At 61.7% G+C, this 14,506-nt stretch carries 14 protein-coding genes; 10 read left to right on the top strand and 4 right to left on the bottom strand.

The window, feature by feature from the left end; translation table 11 throughout:
* Positions 1 to 935 (top strand): 3-deoxy-7-phosphoheptulonate synthase class II (locus tag EN993_RS19800; RefSeq protein WP_164757724.1); only part of this gene is annotated, 935 nt, incomplete at its 5' end.
* A gap of 114 nt (positions 936 to 1,049) precedes the next feature.
* Here EN993_RS19800 and EN993_RS19795 read toward each other — a convergent pair.
* Complete coding sequence (locus tag EN993_RS19795; RefSeq protein ID WP_109669323.1) at positions 1,050 to 2,120, bottom strand: diguanylate cyclase; 1,071 nt, start codon at positions 2,118 to 2,120, stop codon at positions 1,050 to 1,052.
* Between the two features lie 416 nt (positions 2,121 to 2,536).
* On the opposite strand from EN993_RS19795, the gene EN993_RS19790 reads away from it, so the two are divergent.
* The 3 genes from EN993_RS19790 to EN993_RS19780 all read left to right on the top strand — a co-directional run bounded on the left by EN993_RS19790 (position 2,537) and on the right by EN993_RS19780 (position 4,022).
* The gene (locus EN993_RS19790; protein WP_109669387.1) at positions 2,537 to 2,953 is read left to right on the top strand and encodes a GFA family protein; all 417 of its coding nucleotides are present in this window, start codon (positions 2,537 to 2,539) and stop codon (positions 2,951 to 2,953) included.
* Between the two features lie 81 nt (positions 2,954 to 3,034).
* A complete protein-coding gene (locus tag EN993_RS19785; RefSeq protein ID WP_109669321.1) occupies positions 3,035 to 3,394 on the top strand; it encodes a diacylglycerol kinase in 360 nt (119 codons plus the stop codon).
* Between the two features lie 40 nt (positions 3,395 to 3,434).
* Entirely contained in the window at positions 3,435 to 4,022 is a 588-nt protein-coding gene (locus tag EN993_RS19780; protein WP_127264609.1) for a hemerythrin domain-containing protein, read from the top strand.
* 25 nt (positions 4,023 to 4,047) lie between these two features.
* Here the strand turns inward: EN993_RS19780 and EN993_RS19775 are convergent, their stop codons facing one another.
* Positions 4,048 to 4,635 carry a DedA family protein gene (locus EN993_RS19775; RefSeq protein WP_127264608.1) on the bottom strand — a complete coding sequence of 196 codons (588 nt, stop codon included), beginning with the start codon at positions 4,633 to 4,635 and terminating at the stop codon, positions 4,048 to 4,050.
* On the bottom strand, positions 4,632 to 5,195 hold the full coding sequence (locus EN993_RS19770; protein WP_109669314.1) for a DUF1003 domain-containing protein: 564 nt from the start codon (positions 5,193 to 5,195) through the stop codon (positions 4,632 to 4,634). Before EN993_RS19770 ends, EN993_RS19775 begins: the two co-directional genes overlap by 4 nt.
* Before the next feature lie 93 nt (positions 5,196 to 5,288).
* Between EN993_RS19770 and EN993_RS19765 the strand changes: the two genes are divergently transcribed.
* The 6 genes from EN993_RS19765 (at position 5,289) to gltX (ending at position 13,609) form a co-directional block, all read left to right on the top strand.
* A complete protein-coding gene (locus tag EN993_RS19765; RefSeq protein ID WP_127264607.1) occupies positions 5,289 to 6,005 on the top strand; it encodes a DNA-3-methyladenine glycosylase I in 717 nt (238 codons plus the stop codon).
* A gap of 129 nt (positions 6,006 to 6,134) precedes the next feature.
* The gene (locus EN993_RS19760; RefSeq protein WP_127264606.1) at positions 6,135 to 7,823 is read left to right on the top strand and encodes an NAD+ synthase; all 1,689 of its coding nucleotides are present in this window, start codon (positions 6,135 to 6,137) and stop codon (positions 7,821 to 7,823) included.
* Between the two features lie 36 nt (positions 7,824 to 7,859).
* Entirely contained in the window at positions 7,860 to 8,270 is a 411-nt protein-coding gene (locus tag EN993_RS19755) for a GNAT family N-acetyltransferase (protein ID WP_127264605.1), read from the top strand.
* Between the two features lie 390 nt (positions 8,271 to 8,660).
* Positions 8,661 to 10,466, top strand: a complete 1,806-nt coding sequence (locus EN993_RS19750) for an ABC transporter ATP-binding protein (RefSeq protein WP_127264604.1) — start codon at positions 8,661 to 8,663, stop codon at positions 10,464 to 10,466.
* Positions 10,467 to 10,753: 287 nt separating this feature from the next.
* A complete protein-coding gene (locus EN993_RS19745; RefSeq protein WP_127264603.1) occupies positions 10,754 to 11,932 on the top strand; it encodes a hypothetical protein in 1,179 nt (392 codons plus the stop codon).
* Positions 11,933 to 12,235: 303 nt separating this feature from the next.
* Positions 12,236 to 13,609, top strand: a complete 1,374-nt coding sequence (gltX, locus tag EN993_RS19740; RefSeq protein WP_109669303.1) for a glutamate--tRNA ligase — start codon at positions 12,236 to 12,238, stop codon at positions 13,607 to 13,609.
* Here gltX and EN993_RS19735 read toward each other — a convergent pair.
* Positions 13,527 to 14,506, bottom strand: a 980-nt coding sequence (locus EN993_RS19735) for a DUF2865 domain-containing protein (protein ID WP_127264602.1), incomplete at its 5' end; no start/stop codon positions are given. The two genes, gltX and EN993_RS19735, sit on opposite strands and share 83 nt — an antisense overlap.

Genomic DNA, 14,506 nt, shown 5'->3' with positions numbered 1-14,506 from the left:
TTCCAGATCCTGCCCGCCAGGAAATGGCGTACCGCCAGTCGGCGGCAACGCTCAACCTGCTGCGCGCCTTCGCGCAGGGCGGGTATGCCAGCCTGGAGAATGTGCACCGCTGGATGCTCGGCTTCGTGTCCGATAGTCCGCAGGGCGAGAAGTACGAATCGCTCGCCAACCGCATCACCGAGACGATGGACTTCATGAAGGCCGTCGGCATCACCTCGGAAACCAACTACGCGCTGCGCGAGACCGATTTCTACACCAGCCATGAGGCGCTGCTGCTCGGCTACGAGGAGGCGCTGACCCGCGTCGATTCGACCTCCGGTGACTGGTACGCCACCTCAGGCCACATGATCTGGATCGGCGACCGTACCCGCCAGCCCGACCATGCGCATGTCGAATATTGCCGTGGCATCAAGAATCCGCTTGGCCTGAAATGCGGCCCGTCGCTGACGCCGGACGGGCTGCTGGAGCTTATCGACCTGCTCAACCCCGAAAACGAGCCCGGCCGGCTGACGCTGATCGCCCGCTTCGGCTCCGACAAGGTCGCCGACCACCTGCCGAAGCTAGTTCGCGCGGTGCAGAAGGAAGGCCGCTCCGTGGTGTGGTCGTCGGACCCGATGCACGGCAACACGATCGAGGCCGCAGGCTATAAGACGCGGCCGTTCGACCGCATCCTAAAGGAGGTGCAGACCTTCTTCGAGGTGCACCGCGCCGAAGGCACACATCCGGGCGGCATCCATGTCGAGATGACCGGCAAGAACGTCACCGAATGCACCGGGGGCGCGCGCGCCATCACGGCCGAGGAGTTGCAGGATCGCTATCACACCCATTGCGATCCGCGCCTCAACGCCGATCAGGCGATCGAACTGGCGTTCCTGGTCTCGGATCTGTTGAAGAAGAGCCACCCGGTGCAGCATAAGCAGGCCGTCAACGGTTGATCCGGCCACTTCAATTTGATCAATAAGGCGTCTTGGAAACTTGGCGCCTTTTTCATTTTCAGCCGATAGTTTGTGCCTACGCCCGTGCCGGCGCGATCGGCAAAATAGAAGGCTTCAGTCCTTCTTGTAGAGCAGCCAGCTCTTGCCGGCCCGGCCAGCCATCGTCGAGTGCTTGGTGACGCGGTTGCGGCCGCTGACCTTCGAGCGATAGAGCGCCCGGTCGGCCTTGGTGTAGAGATCCTCCGGCCCCTCGGCCTCGGATGCCATGCAGATGCCCATCGAGACGGTGACGGTGCCGTAATTCGTGCCGGTCTGGCTGCTGGTGAACGGCGTCTGCTCGATCAGGGCGCGAATGCGCTCGGCGATCTCATAGGTGGCGTCCTCGCTGGCGCCCTCGATGATCAGCGCGAACTCCTCGCCGCCGGTGCGGGCGACGAACATGTCGCCGCGAATGCTGGTCTGCAAGATGTCGGCGATGATCTGGATGATCTTGTCGCCGACCGGGTGGCCGTAGCGGTCGTTGATGTCCTTGAAGCGATCGATGTCGGCAAGGACCAAGGCGTTGAACAGGATACCCTTGTTGCTGTTGTAGATCCTGGTGATTTCCTTGTCGAAGGCGCGGCGATTCCAGATGTGGGTCAAGGGATCGGTGTCGGCCAGCCGCTTGTACTCTTCGAGCTTCGACTTGACGCTCTCCAGTTCGGCCGTCTTGTCGCTGAGCGTCGAGGCCACCTGCCGGCCGTGATCGATCGTCGAATTGGTGGCAATCGCCATGGCGTTGGCGATCTTCTGCAAAAGATCCTGAGAGAGAAGGCTGCGGCCGCTGAGGCCGCTCGATGTCTCATCGAGGATCCTGCCGTATTTCTCGATGTGGCTGCGCTCGCTCCTCAACAGCGAAGCGACTTCCTCGAGCTCCCTGGCAATGACGTCTCTGGCATGCTCGACAATGCTGGGGCCATGATTGTGGGCAAAGAAAGTGCGTCCGATCTGATCCAGTTCATCCTGTGTCGGCCGGCTGCTCAGCGAAACGACGGCGAGGCTGAGTTCGCGATTGGTGCCGCTCAGGGCCTCGTAGAAGATCTCGTAGTTGCGCGGCAGGCCGAGCACGCCCAGCTGGCGCATCGTGGCAACAGCGGTGGCTGCGATGTCGGTGCTTCGTTCGGTCGGGAGAACTGCCGGCTGCATTTTTGATTCTTCCCCTCGGATCCCGGCGCAGAATTCGCGGGTTCCCTGTGTCGCCGACCTGGGGAATGCGACAGGCACTTCAGAACAACTTACGAAGGATGCGTCCCCACCCACGACCTTCGCTTGCCGTGACCATAAATGCGCTGGCGCTAAAGTTTCCTTAATTTGTAAAAAAACGGACACGTCTTTCTCTACCTGCGGCTGTAGAAGCTTCAATTCGGGCATAACAATCCATACCGACGCCAGTTTGGTGGCTTTGAATCGGAAATTCGCGCATTGCGCTCTTAAAAATGGAACTGAATTTCGGATTTGCCGCGCCAATACATGTCGCATTTGCTTGCGTGTGGGCGCCGCAAAGCTGGAATCCTGATGGCGATGCTGATGCCAGTCAGAGTTTTCTTCAAGGAGGGGTCGACGTGAGTGATAGTCACCGGGGATCGTGTCTGTGCGGAGCGGTTCGCTTCAAAACGCACGGAGCGCTGCGCGGCGTCGTCTATTGTCATTGCTCGCAATGCCGCAAGCAGAGCGGACATTTCTATGCCGCGACCAATGTTGCCAACGCCGACATCGTGATCGAAGGCACGGAAAGCATCACCTGGTACGAAGCGTCAGCCTTCGCCAGGCGCGGGTTTTGCAAGACATGCGGGTCGGTCCTGTTCTGGAAGCCGCGAGACCAGGACTACATTTCAGTCATGGCGGGATCGTTCGACAGGCCGACAAGTCTCGAGGGAGAATGCCATATCTTTGTCGGTGACAAGGGCGACTATTATTCGATCGGCGACGGGCTGCCGCAGTTTGAAAAGTCGACGCCGTCCATCCCGGTCGCGGAGTGAATCTTGGACAAGTCACCTTATTCCATTGATCTGGCCAGCCATTGCATTATCCCGTGCCGGTGATTCGGAAAGGGGTTTGGCATGCAGCGGCTGATCGACGCTTATTTCAATTCGGTGCGGGCGTTTCGCAAACTGGCCGTCAGCGAAAAGGCTTTCCAGCAGGAGCTGATGCTGCTGGCGCTCGCCTTGCCGCTCGGCTGGTTCGTTTCGATCTCGTGGCGCGGCTATGCCTTGCTGATCGGCGCGGTGCTGCTCTTGATCATGGTCGAAGTGCTGAACACCGGCATCGAGGCGGCGTGCGACGCGTTCAGCCGCGAGTTCAATGTCGACATCCAGCTGGCCAAGGACTGCGGTTCGCTGGCGGTGCTGATTTCGGTGCTCATCGTCGCCGGTGTCTGGGGCATCGCCATCATCGAGCGGATCACCGGTCTACCGATCTAGCATGCTGGCTCCTATATGACGGTAACTAAAGGAAACCGTCATGTCTGAAGTCGCTAACTTCCTATTGCTCGAACGCAAGGGCCTGCCGGACGACCTTCGCTGGCTGGTCGAAAAATATCCGCGCGAAAACTGGCAGGGGCACGCCAACATCCACGGCATCGCCAATATGTGGCTGCAGCGGCACGACATGTTCCGCGAACTTGGCGGCATGCTGACCAAGGGCATTGGCGACTACCGCGAGGGCAGGCTGACGGCGCCCGACTTCGCGCGCTGGTTCGCGCCTCGCCTCAATCATTTTCTCGGCAATCTCGACGGTCACCACAATGTCGAGGATTACCAATATTTCCCGGTCTTCGCCAAGGCCGAGCCCCGTTTGAAGCGCGGCTTCGAGATACTCGATGCCGACCACCACATCATCCATGAAGGGCTGGAGCGCAATGCCGAGGCTGCCAATGCCTTCATCAAGACGCTTCAGGAGAGCGAGGACAGACAGCGCTTCGCCGCCGACGCCTATGCCGACGAAAACAGCCGGCTGATCGCCATGCTGACCCGGCATCTTGCCGACGAGGAAGACCTGATCATCCCGCTGATCCTCGATCGGGGTGATGTGGCGCTCGGCGTAGACTAGGACGTCCCTGGACGGCCAGCCTAGATCAACTCTCTTTGGCGCGCTCCTTCTTGGCGGTGTGACGCGCGACGAACCAGGCAAGGATCGCCACGGTCAGGCCGATGCCTAGCCCGACGAGCAATCGCTCGTGACGCATCAAAGCCTGGCCGACGAAGTGTTCTGCGCCCAGTCCAAAGACATAACCGATCGTGCCGAACAGCACCGCCCAGATCGCCGATGAGATGGCGTTGAGGACGACGAAGCGCGGCGCAGGGATATTGGAAAGTCCGGCCGCGATGCCGCCGACCAAGCGCATGCCGTAGACGTAGCGGTTCGACAGCACGAAAATGTTGGGGTGGGTATTGAGCAGACGGTAGGCGCGGCGGAAGCCGGGCCGCGTGCGCAACCTGACGACATAGCGATGGTCAGCAAAGCTTCGTCCAAGGATGAAGAAGAAAGTGTCGCCGATGAAGGCGCCGAGGCCAGCCGCAAGGAAGGCGTGCCACAAGACGAAGACCTGCTGGTGGGCGAAGAAGCCGCCGAGGATTGCGGCACTTTCACCCTCCGCGAGGCAGCCGATGAAGACGGCAAGCAGTCCATACTGTTCGATGAAATGATGGATAGCCTGCGTCATGAGGGTTGGGTCTGGGGGGTGAGCCGTTCGTCAATCCGCTTCAGTTGTTCGGCTATCTGCGCGATCTCGTCGCGCATGCCGATGATCTGGCTGTGGCGCAGCTCGTCCAGCTTTTCATGCAGCGCCATGATCTCGATCTCGGCTTTGAGGTTGACCTCGTAGTCGTGGGCAGCGTCGATGCGGTCGCGCGCCGCCTGGCGGTTCTGCGACATCATGATCACCGGCGCCTGCAGGGCGGCGATCATCGAGAGGACGAGGTTAAGGAAGATGAAGGGGTAGGGGTCGAACGAATCTTGCCCCAGCAGCCACCAGTTGGCGCCGATCCAGAGGATCAGGAAGGCGATGAAGGACAGGATGAACGTCCACGAACCGCCGACGCGCGCAATGGCATCGGCGATACGGTCGCCCGCGCCCTGAAGGCCGGCAAGACTGTCGTTGATGTCCTGCGATATGGGCTTGCGGTCGACGGTGCTCTGCAGCACCCGCCTCTCAAGCTCGCTCAAATTCTCCGGGTTTCGCCTCAGCCAGCGATTGGCCAGTTCCGGCACGGTCTTGTTCATGGATGTCTCCATATAAAGCATCGGCTTGGCAGCCTGGTTTCCATATAGGAAGATGCCGGTTCGTCAAAAGCACGACGTGAGGATGCAAGCAGAATGCCCGATTTCAAGAAAATCCGCGCACGCGCTGCAAAACGCAAAGGCGGCGAGGAGGAACTGACGTCACTGCTGGGTCCGGTGCCCGACAATGCCGCCGTGGCTGACATTGCGGACAATCGCATTCTGTCTGTTATGGCCGAGCGCGTCTTTGCCGCCGGTTTCGTCTGGCGAGTCATCGAACAGAAATGGCCAGGCTTCGAAGAGGCATTCCTGCGTTTCGAGCCGAAGCGGCTGTTGTTCCAGCCCGATGATTTCTGGCACGATCTGGCTTCCGATCAGCGCATCGTGCGCAATCCGCAGAAGATCAAATCCGTTCGCGACAATGCTGCCTTCGTCGAGCGCGTGTCGAAGGAGCATGGCGGCTTCGGCGAATTCCTCGCCAACTGGCCGGCTGATGATCAGGTCGGGCTGATGGCTTACCTCGGCAAGCATGGCAGCCGGCTCGGCGGCAACACCGGCCAGTATTTTCTGCGCTGGCTGGGCTGGGATGCCTTTGTCATATCGGGCGATATGGCCGCGGCTCTGCGCGACGCGGGCCTCGACATCGCCGAAAGCCCGACCTCGAAGAAGGACCTGGACAAGATCCAGAGGCAAATCAATCAATGGGCGGCGGAGACGGGTCTGCCGCGCCGGCATATTTCTCGCATCCTGGCGATGTCGATCGGTGACAACCATTCGCCGCAAGCCTTGCGCGAATATATGGGCGACGACTGATACAAGGCTGCCTGGCCACGAATGACATTAGTCATTCGGTCGGGGGCACGATTGACGTACGTCAATCGTCCGAAGTGGTCCAAACGAACGCCATTGCCCGGCGAAATTTGCCGCGCTAAGTCAGCAGACATGACCAAGAAACTCGACATCCTGCGCATCGCCGTTGCCCAGCTCAATCCGACTGTTGGCGACATTGCTGGCAATCTCGCCAAGGCCCGCGAGGCGAGGGCGGATGCCGCCCGCCAGGGCGCCGATCTCGTGCTCTACACCGAGCTTTTCCTCGCCGGCTATCCGCCGGAGGATCTGGTGCTGAAGCCGGCCTTCCTGAAAGCCTGCGAAAAGGCGGCCGAAGACTTCGCCAGAGATACCGCCGATGGCGGGCCGGGCGTCATCATCGGCACGCCGCTGAAGCGCAAGAGCGGCACGCACAATTCGATCGTCTTCGCCGATGGCGGCAAGATCATTGCCGAGCGCTACAAGCTCGATCTGCCGAACTACGGCGAGTTCGACGAGAAGCGCGTCTTCCAGGCCGGACCGGAGATCCAGGGACCGGTCAATTTCCGCGGCGTACGCATCGGGATTCCGATCTGCGAGGACATCTGGGGCGACGTCGACATCTGCGAGACGCTGGCCGAAAGCGGGGCGGAAATCCTGCTGGTGCCGAACGGCTCGCCCTATTATCGCGCCAAGATCGATGTCCGCCACCAGGTCGTCATCCGCCAGGTCATCGAATGCGGGCTGCCGATGATCTATGCTAACCAGCTTGGCGGTCAGGACGAGCTGATCTTTGACGGCGCCTCGTTTGCCATAGGGTCTGACAAGACACTTGCCTTCCAGATGAGCCAGTTCGAGGAAGCAGTCGACGTCACCACCTGGAAGCGTCAAGACGAAGGCTGGGTCTGCTCGGAAGGGCCGATGTCGAAAATCCCGGAACGGGAGGAAGCCGACTATCGCGCCTGCATGCTGGGCCTGCGCGACTACGTCAACAAGAACGGTTTCAAGAACGTCGTGCTTGGTCTCTCGGGCGGCATCGATTCGGCGATCTGCGCAGCGCTTGCCGTCGATGCGCTCGGCGAGGAACGGCTGCGCGCGGTGATGATGCCCTACCGCTATACCTCGAAGGACTCGCTGAAAGATGCCGAGGACTGCGCCCGTGCGCTCGGCTGCCGCTATGACATCGTGCCGATCTTCGAGCCGGTCGAGGGCTTCCTGCACGCACTGACGCAGATGTTCGAAGGCACCAAGGAAGGCATTACCGAGGAGAATCTGCAGAGCCGCGCGCGCGGCACCATCCTGATGGCGATCTCCAACAAGTTCGGCTCGATGGTCGTCACCACCGGCAACAAGAGCGAGATGTCGGTCGGCTATGCCACGCTCTATGGCGACATGAATGGCGGCTTCAATCCAATCAAGGACCTCTACAAGATGCAGGTCTACGCGCTGTCGCGCTGGCGCAACAGCCACGTGCCGCCGGGCGCACTTGGGCCCTCGGGCGAGGTGATCCCGAAGAACATCATCGACAAGGCGCCGTCGGCGGAATTGCGCGAGAACCAGACCGACCAGGATTCGCTGCCGCCCTATCCGGTGCTCGACGATATCCTGGAATGCCTGGTCGAAAACGAGATGGGTGTCGACGACATCGTCGCGCGCGGCCATGACCGGGCGACGGTGACGCGCATCGAGCATCTGCTCTACATCGCCGAATACAAGCGCCGGCAGGCAGCGCCCGGTGTGAAGATCACCAAAAAGAACTTCGGCCGCGACCGCCGCTATCCCATCACCAACCGGTTCAGGGATCGGCTAGACACTGTTTCCTGACCGAAAGTTCACGCCATGCCGCAGGCAAGGGTAGTCATGCCCGACTGTGAAATCAGCTTCGACCTGTCACGGATCGATTTCCGTGCGACATCCGACCTGCTGATGGCGAGCTATTGGGGCGCCGGGCGCAGCGACGAAGTCCATCACCGCGCCTTCACCAATTCGCTTTGCGTCGGCGCCTACATCGATGGCAAGCAGGTCGGCTTCGGGCGGGCGATCACTGACCGTACGGTGTTCGCCTATCTCGCCGACATCATCATCTGGCCCGAGCATCGCGGGCAGGGCATCGGCAGCCGGCTCGTCCAGGCCCTGATCGATCATCCTGAAGTCAGGACTGTTTTCCACTGGAGCCTGTCGACCAGCGACGCCCATAGTTTGTATGAAAAGCTTGGATTCAAGCCATCGACCGATGGCCGTTACATGCGGTTCGATCGCGATCCCAGATGAAGCGGCGCGCGGCGATGGTTTGCCGCATTGTTGCAAAATAATCGCAGTGGTTGGACCAGATACACTTTTGGCGTGAGTTGATCTTGGCGATGCATCGGGGCGTCTTTATAAGGACCTTTCCGCGATTCATTTGCGGGAGGTCCGAATGGCAGTATTTCAAATGGTAATGCGAGGCCGCGAAGCCTAGGTCTCATCCGGCGCTCCGCGAGGGTTTTGTCCTCGCAGTGATGCCGGATCGAGCACAGGCTTATGCCGATGCCGGTCGCCGCCCGATTACGGGCGAGACGCCAAATATGCCACTCCGCTTCTGGGCACTCATTAGCCCCTTGCGCGGCTTCTTCAATTTTCGACCTTTACTGGGATCGGGCTCGTTTGCGCCCGAATGACATCATGGCTCGTTTCAAGATCGATTTGCGCGCGAGCGCCTTTCGCAGCGTTCTTGGCTTCACGTTCACCCATTGGCGGCGCCAGCCGTGGCGGCTTTCGCTCATCATGGGCGGCTTCCTGCTGTCGACGCTGGCCGACGTTTTGACGCCGCTCTATTCCGGCCGGCTGGTCGACGCCGTCGCCAGCAGCGCCGGCGCCGACACGATTGCCTGGAATGCCGCGATGGCGGCGTTTTCGATGCTGATGGCCCTGGCATTGACCGGCGTCGTGCTGCGCAACCTTGCTTTCATGGGGATCGTCGAGCTGACGCTGAAGATGATGGCGGACATTGCCGCCGATGCTTTCCATCGCGTCCAGCGCTTTTCCACCGACTGGCATGCCAACAGCTTTGCCGGCTCGACCGTGCGCAAGGTGACGCGCGGCATGTGGGCGCTGGACCTGCTCAACGACACCATCCTCATCGCGCTGCTGCCGTCCGTGGTCATGCTGGTCGGCTCGACGCTGCTGCTGGGCTGGTTCTGGCCGCTGATGGGCGCGGTGGTTGCCGCCGGCTCGGTGCTGTTCATCATGGTGACGGCAATGCTGTCGCTTGGCTATGTCGCGCCGGCGGCAAGGCTCGCCAACACCTGGGACACACGCCTCGGCGGCTCGCTGGCTGACGCGGTCAGCTGCAACGCCGTGGTCAAGGGCTTTGGCGCCGAGGAGCGCGAGGAGCGCCGCCTGGCCAGGGTCGTCGCCAAATGGCGTGCGCGCACGCGGCGCACCTGGGTGCGCGGCACCATCAACGGCACCACGCAAGGGGCGCTGCTGCTGGTCATGCGCGCGGCGGTGATCGGCCTGGCATTGATGCTGTGGTCATGGGGGCAGGCGAGCGCCGGCGACGTCGCCTTCGTGCTGACCTCGTTCTTCGTGCTGCAAGGCTATCTCAGGGATATAGGCACGCATATCCGCAATCTGCAGCGCTCGATCAACGACATGGAGGAGCTGGTCGATTTCCAGTTCGAACCGCTCGGCATCGAGGACCGGCCTGGCGCCAAGCCGATCCGGATCACTGAAGGACGGATCAGCTTCGACAACGTCACCTTTCACTACGGCAATCACCGATCGGCGCTCTATCGCGACTTTTCGGTCGATATCGCGCCGGGTGAACGTGTCGGGCTCGTCGGCCATTCGGGTTCGGGCAAGACGACCTTCGTCAAGCTCATCCAGCGGCTCTATGACGTGAATGCGGGGGAAATCCTGGTCGACGGCCAGGACATCTCGCAGGTGGCGCAAGCGTCGCTGCGCGGGCAGATCGCCATCGTCCAGCAGGAGCCGATCCTGTTCCACCGGTCGCTGGCCGAAAACATCGCCTATAGCAGGCCGAGTGCCACGCAAGAGGAGATCGAGCATGCCGCAAAGCTGGCGAGCGCGCATGATTTCATCACCAACCTGCCGAAGGGCTACGGCACGCTGGTCGGCGAACGCGGCGTGAAACTGTCGGGCGGCGAGCGGCAGCGTGTGGCGATCGCGCGCGCGTTCCTTGCCGATGCGCGCATCCTGATCCTCGATGAGGCGACATCGAGCCTCGATTCGGAATCGGAGGTGCTGATCCAGCAGGCGATGGAGCGGCTGATGGTCGGCCGCACGACGCTGGTCATCGCGCACCGGCTATCGACGGTGCGGGCGCTCGACAGGCTGCTGGTCTTCGATCGCGGCAAGATCGTCGAGGAAGGCTCGCATGACGAACTCATCCGGCTGAAGGGCGGTATCTACCGCCGCCTGTTCGAGCGTCAGGCGCTGGAGCTGACCAAGGGACTTGTCAGCTGACCTGAGGTGGCCTCCGGCTTCGGCGGCCGGAGGCCACCTCTATCAGGCGTTGTCAGCAGTGCGGGGTGGCGCAGGGCGGAGCCGAACCTGTTGCGAGTACATCGGCAGACCTGAGACGTCCGAAGTCCCTGTCGCTCAGCGTATGCAGGCCGAGCCAATCTGCCAGTGAAGTCCTTTTCCAGACCTTGAGTTTTTGAGACGCCTGTTCATCATACCGATCGAGATATGTTGTTTCTACCTTTGGTTGATATATATTTTAATAAAGCAACCCAGGGACGCTCTTCACGATGCATGTTGTTTCCGCAAATGCCGGTCCGGGAAAGGTGGTTGCGCCGTCGGTGCTGGAATCGCATGGCTCTGTTCGGCCGCTCGCTGCCGAAGATCTCGAGAGCGTCGCCGCACTCTTCCTGACCAAGTTTCGGCAGCGGCGGCGTCATCTCCTCGATCGCGCGATCGCGGAGACGGCCGACTATATGAGAGAGATCTATCTTGACCCTGCCGGCCAGTCCGGTGCGAGCAACGCTCTTGTCCAGGTCAACCGGCAAGGTCGTCTGGGTGGGTTCCTCGGCGTCCTGAAAGCCCGCTACGAGCTCAACGGAGCGGCATTGAATGCGGCGATCATCGGTCCGCTCATGGCCGACGCCGGCACCGATGACGGCTCGGCCGGGCCGCAATTGCTACGTGCCTTGCACCAAGGCGAATTCGATCTGCAGCTGACCGATTCGGCCAACAGGACATCTTTGGCCTTCGCGCGCCCGATGAAGTATCAGCTCCTGCCGGTGCATTGTCTGGGATGGACCTGTATTTTCCGACCAGCCGCGATGGCCGCTGCTGCACTGCACCGCAAATGGCCTGGCCTGCCTCGCTTGGCGCTCGATCCCTGCGCGAGAGCATTCGATGCTCTTGCGAAAAGAAGGTTCGAGCTCCCCGTCCAGGCTTCATCGTCGCAACGGGTCCACAGTGAGCCGATCACTTCCGCGCAATTTGCCGAGCGGCTGCCGACCCTGCTGTCCGATTACTCTCTTCGGCCGAGCTGGAAGGATGGCGAGCTGCCACGGCTGCTCGCGCTGGCGGCCGAGAAGCGGGCCGACGGCCCACTTCATTTCGGCGGAACTTACGACGAAACGGGCAAAATGCTCGGTTGTTATGCCTTCTACGGTCAAGCCGGCGACATCGCGAGCCTGTTGCAAATCCAGGCGTCCGGATCTCACTGGCGCGCGACGCTGGATGGCCTTATCGCGGCCGCGTGGGATATGGGCTGCGTGGGCATCACCGGGCAGCCGCAGAGCAGATTCATGCCTCAACTCTTCGGCTACAAGAATCTCTTCTTCCGCTATGCCGGAGGAACGATGGTCCGCTCGCGAATCGCTGAGGTCACGGAAGCGGTCCGCGCCGGTGACATCTTTATCGGTGGGGTGATGGGTGACCGCTGGACCCGCCTCAGTTCCGATGACTTCGGCCGCTGATCGCCTTAACGACCTGTTCGCCGGCTCCGCCGGCTGGCTGCACTCGGTCATGGCGGGCGCCGCCAGACTGGCCGCCGCCTAAAGCGCGTCGCGTTTGAACGGATTCAGGCGACGCGCTTTAGGTCTTTGTTTCTTATGCATGTCGTTTTCCCAAAACCGAGATCACGTTTGGACGACATGCATTAAGCGCCGCCTGAGGCGCACGCCGCCCGGTCTTTTCATTCCAGCCGCCATGTTCTATGTCTGCCGGACAGCGCGGGGGCGCGTCTTGTCAATCACAAAAGCATCCGGTACGCCCCGCTCATGACAGTTACCGTTCGTTTCGCCCCTTCGCCGACCGGCCGCATCCATATCGGCAATGCGCGCACGGCTCTGTTCAACTGGCTGTTTGCCATGAACAACAAGGGCCGCTTCATCCAGCGCTTCGACGACACCGACATTGCGCGCTCGAAGCAGGAATTTTCCGATGCCATCCTCTATGATCTGCATTGGCTGGGTATTTTTCCCGATGCCACCGAGTACCAGTCGCGACGTTTCGAGGTCTATGACGCGGCGGTCGAGAGGCTGAAGGCGGCAGGCGTTCTCTATGCCTGCTATGAAACGCCGGAGGAGCTGGATCTCAGGCGCAAGGTGCGCCGCACGCGCGGCCTGCCACCGGTCTATGGCCGTGAGGCGCTGGCCCTGACGCATGAGCAGATCGCCGAATACCAGGCCGATGGCCGCCGGCCGCACTGGCGTTTTCTCCTCCCCAATTTCTCAGGCGATCCGCAACAGCCGGAGCGCACCGAAATCCACTGGAACGACCTGGTGCGCGGCGAGGAGACGGTCGACCTGGCCTCACTGTCCGATCCAGTGCTGGTGCGCGAGGACGGCACCTATCTCTACACGCTTCCCTCCGTGGTCGACGATATCGAGATGGGCGTCAGCCATGTCATCCGCGGCGACGACCATGTCACCAACACCGGCGTGCAGATCGCCCTGTTCCAGGCGTTGGCTGCCGAGCCGCCTGTGTTCGGCCACCACAATCTCCTGACCACCGCATCGGGCGAGGGACTGTCGAAGCGCACCGGTGCGCTCTCCATCGAAAGCCTGCGCGAGGACGGCATCGAGCCTATGGCGGTGGCCTCGCTGGCCGTGCTGGTCGGCACCTCGGAGAATGTCGCGGCGGTGCCGACGATGGGCGAACTCGCCGAACGCTTCGATCCAGCGGCAACATCGAAATCGGCGGCCAAGTTCGATCCGGATGACCTGTTCGTGCTCAACCGGACATTGCTGCATCATATGCCATTCGCCGAGGCACAGGACCGGCTGATCGTGCTCGGCGTCTCGGGCGAGCAGGCCGAGCCGTTCTGGCTGGCGGTGCGCGGCAATCTCGACAGGCTGGCCGATGCGGTGAACTGGTGGCGCATCCTGCGCGAGGGGCCTCAGGAGATGCCGGAATTTTCCGATGAAGACCGCGATTTCCTCGGACAGGCGTTCGATCTGCTGCCGGAGGACCCCTGGACCGCGACGATCTGGAAAGACTGGACGGGCAAGATCAGGGAAGCGACGGGCCGCAAGGGCAAGGCGTTGTTCATGCCGCTCAGAACAGCCCTTACCGGACTGCCTTCGGGGCCGGAGCTTGCAGATCTATTGCCGCTGATGGGTCGGGAAGGAACGTTGGCCCGACGACCCTGACCTTGCGCTGTTCCGGCGGCAGCGCGGACACCGGCGACGTCACCGGCTTGGCGGAAAGCCGCTTGATCGCCTCGCGGTCGAGCCCGCCTTCCAGATTGGCCAGGGTTTCCGGATCTGCACCTGGATCCGGCTTGGACACCGGGACCGGGATGAACGGTGCAGCGTCCGTTTCGGGCTGCGACTGTTCCTGATACGGCGGATTGCCGGCGATGATCTGGAAGCCCTGCGCGGCGGCGTTGCAGCCGCAGGCCGGCGGCCGCGGCATGTTGGACTGCTTGTAGAGATAGGCAGTCGGCAATTCGCTGTAGGGCCGGCCGGTGACGGACGACGTCATCGAAGCCGAATCGTCGTCCATGCCGCGCGAGTAGAAGACCTGCATCTCGGTGCCGGGGCAGCTCGATTCGCAATTCTTCTGGTCGCGTTCGAAGTCGCTGGTCGAGGCCGAGTTCGACATCGGGAAGAAGTAGCCGTCGCAAGTGCGCACACAGGAGGTGTGGAATTCACCGCCGACGCTCGGAAGGTCCGGTACGCCGGGCCGGTTGAGCACCCGGCGGACGCTGCGCTCTTCGTCGGGATCGTCAGGCTGGTCAAGTGTATCTGGCGTATCGAGCTGCTGGCTGTTGCCGCCGAAAAGCTGGTCGAACAGGTTTGTGCTGCCGCCTTCGCGGTTCGCTTCCTGCAGGGGTGCGCGCCGCGGCGCAACGGTGTCGTCGCGGCAGCCATTGGCGTCAAGCGCCGCCAGGATGCGTCCCCGGTCACGGCGCGAGCCGCCGCCGGCAAGCCGCTCGCGTTTGCCTTGCAGCGCATCGAGGTTGGCATTCATGCGATCGATGGTGGCGTTGAGCCCGGCGCATTGATTGAGGTTGCGGCCAAACAGCGAAAAGCCGCACCCTGCCT

Source organism: Mesorhizobium sp. M7D.F.Ca.US.004.01.2.1 (assembly GCF_003997785.1).
GTDB classification, from domain to species: domain Bacteria; phylum Pseudomonadota; class Alphaproteobacteria; order Rhizobiales; family Rhizobiaceae; genus Mesorhizobium; species Mesorhizobium loti.
Note: the sequence above shows the minus strand (reverse complement) of the source record. Positions and strands in the feature narration are given on the sequence as shown.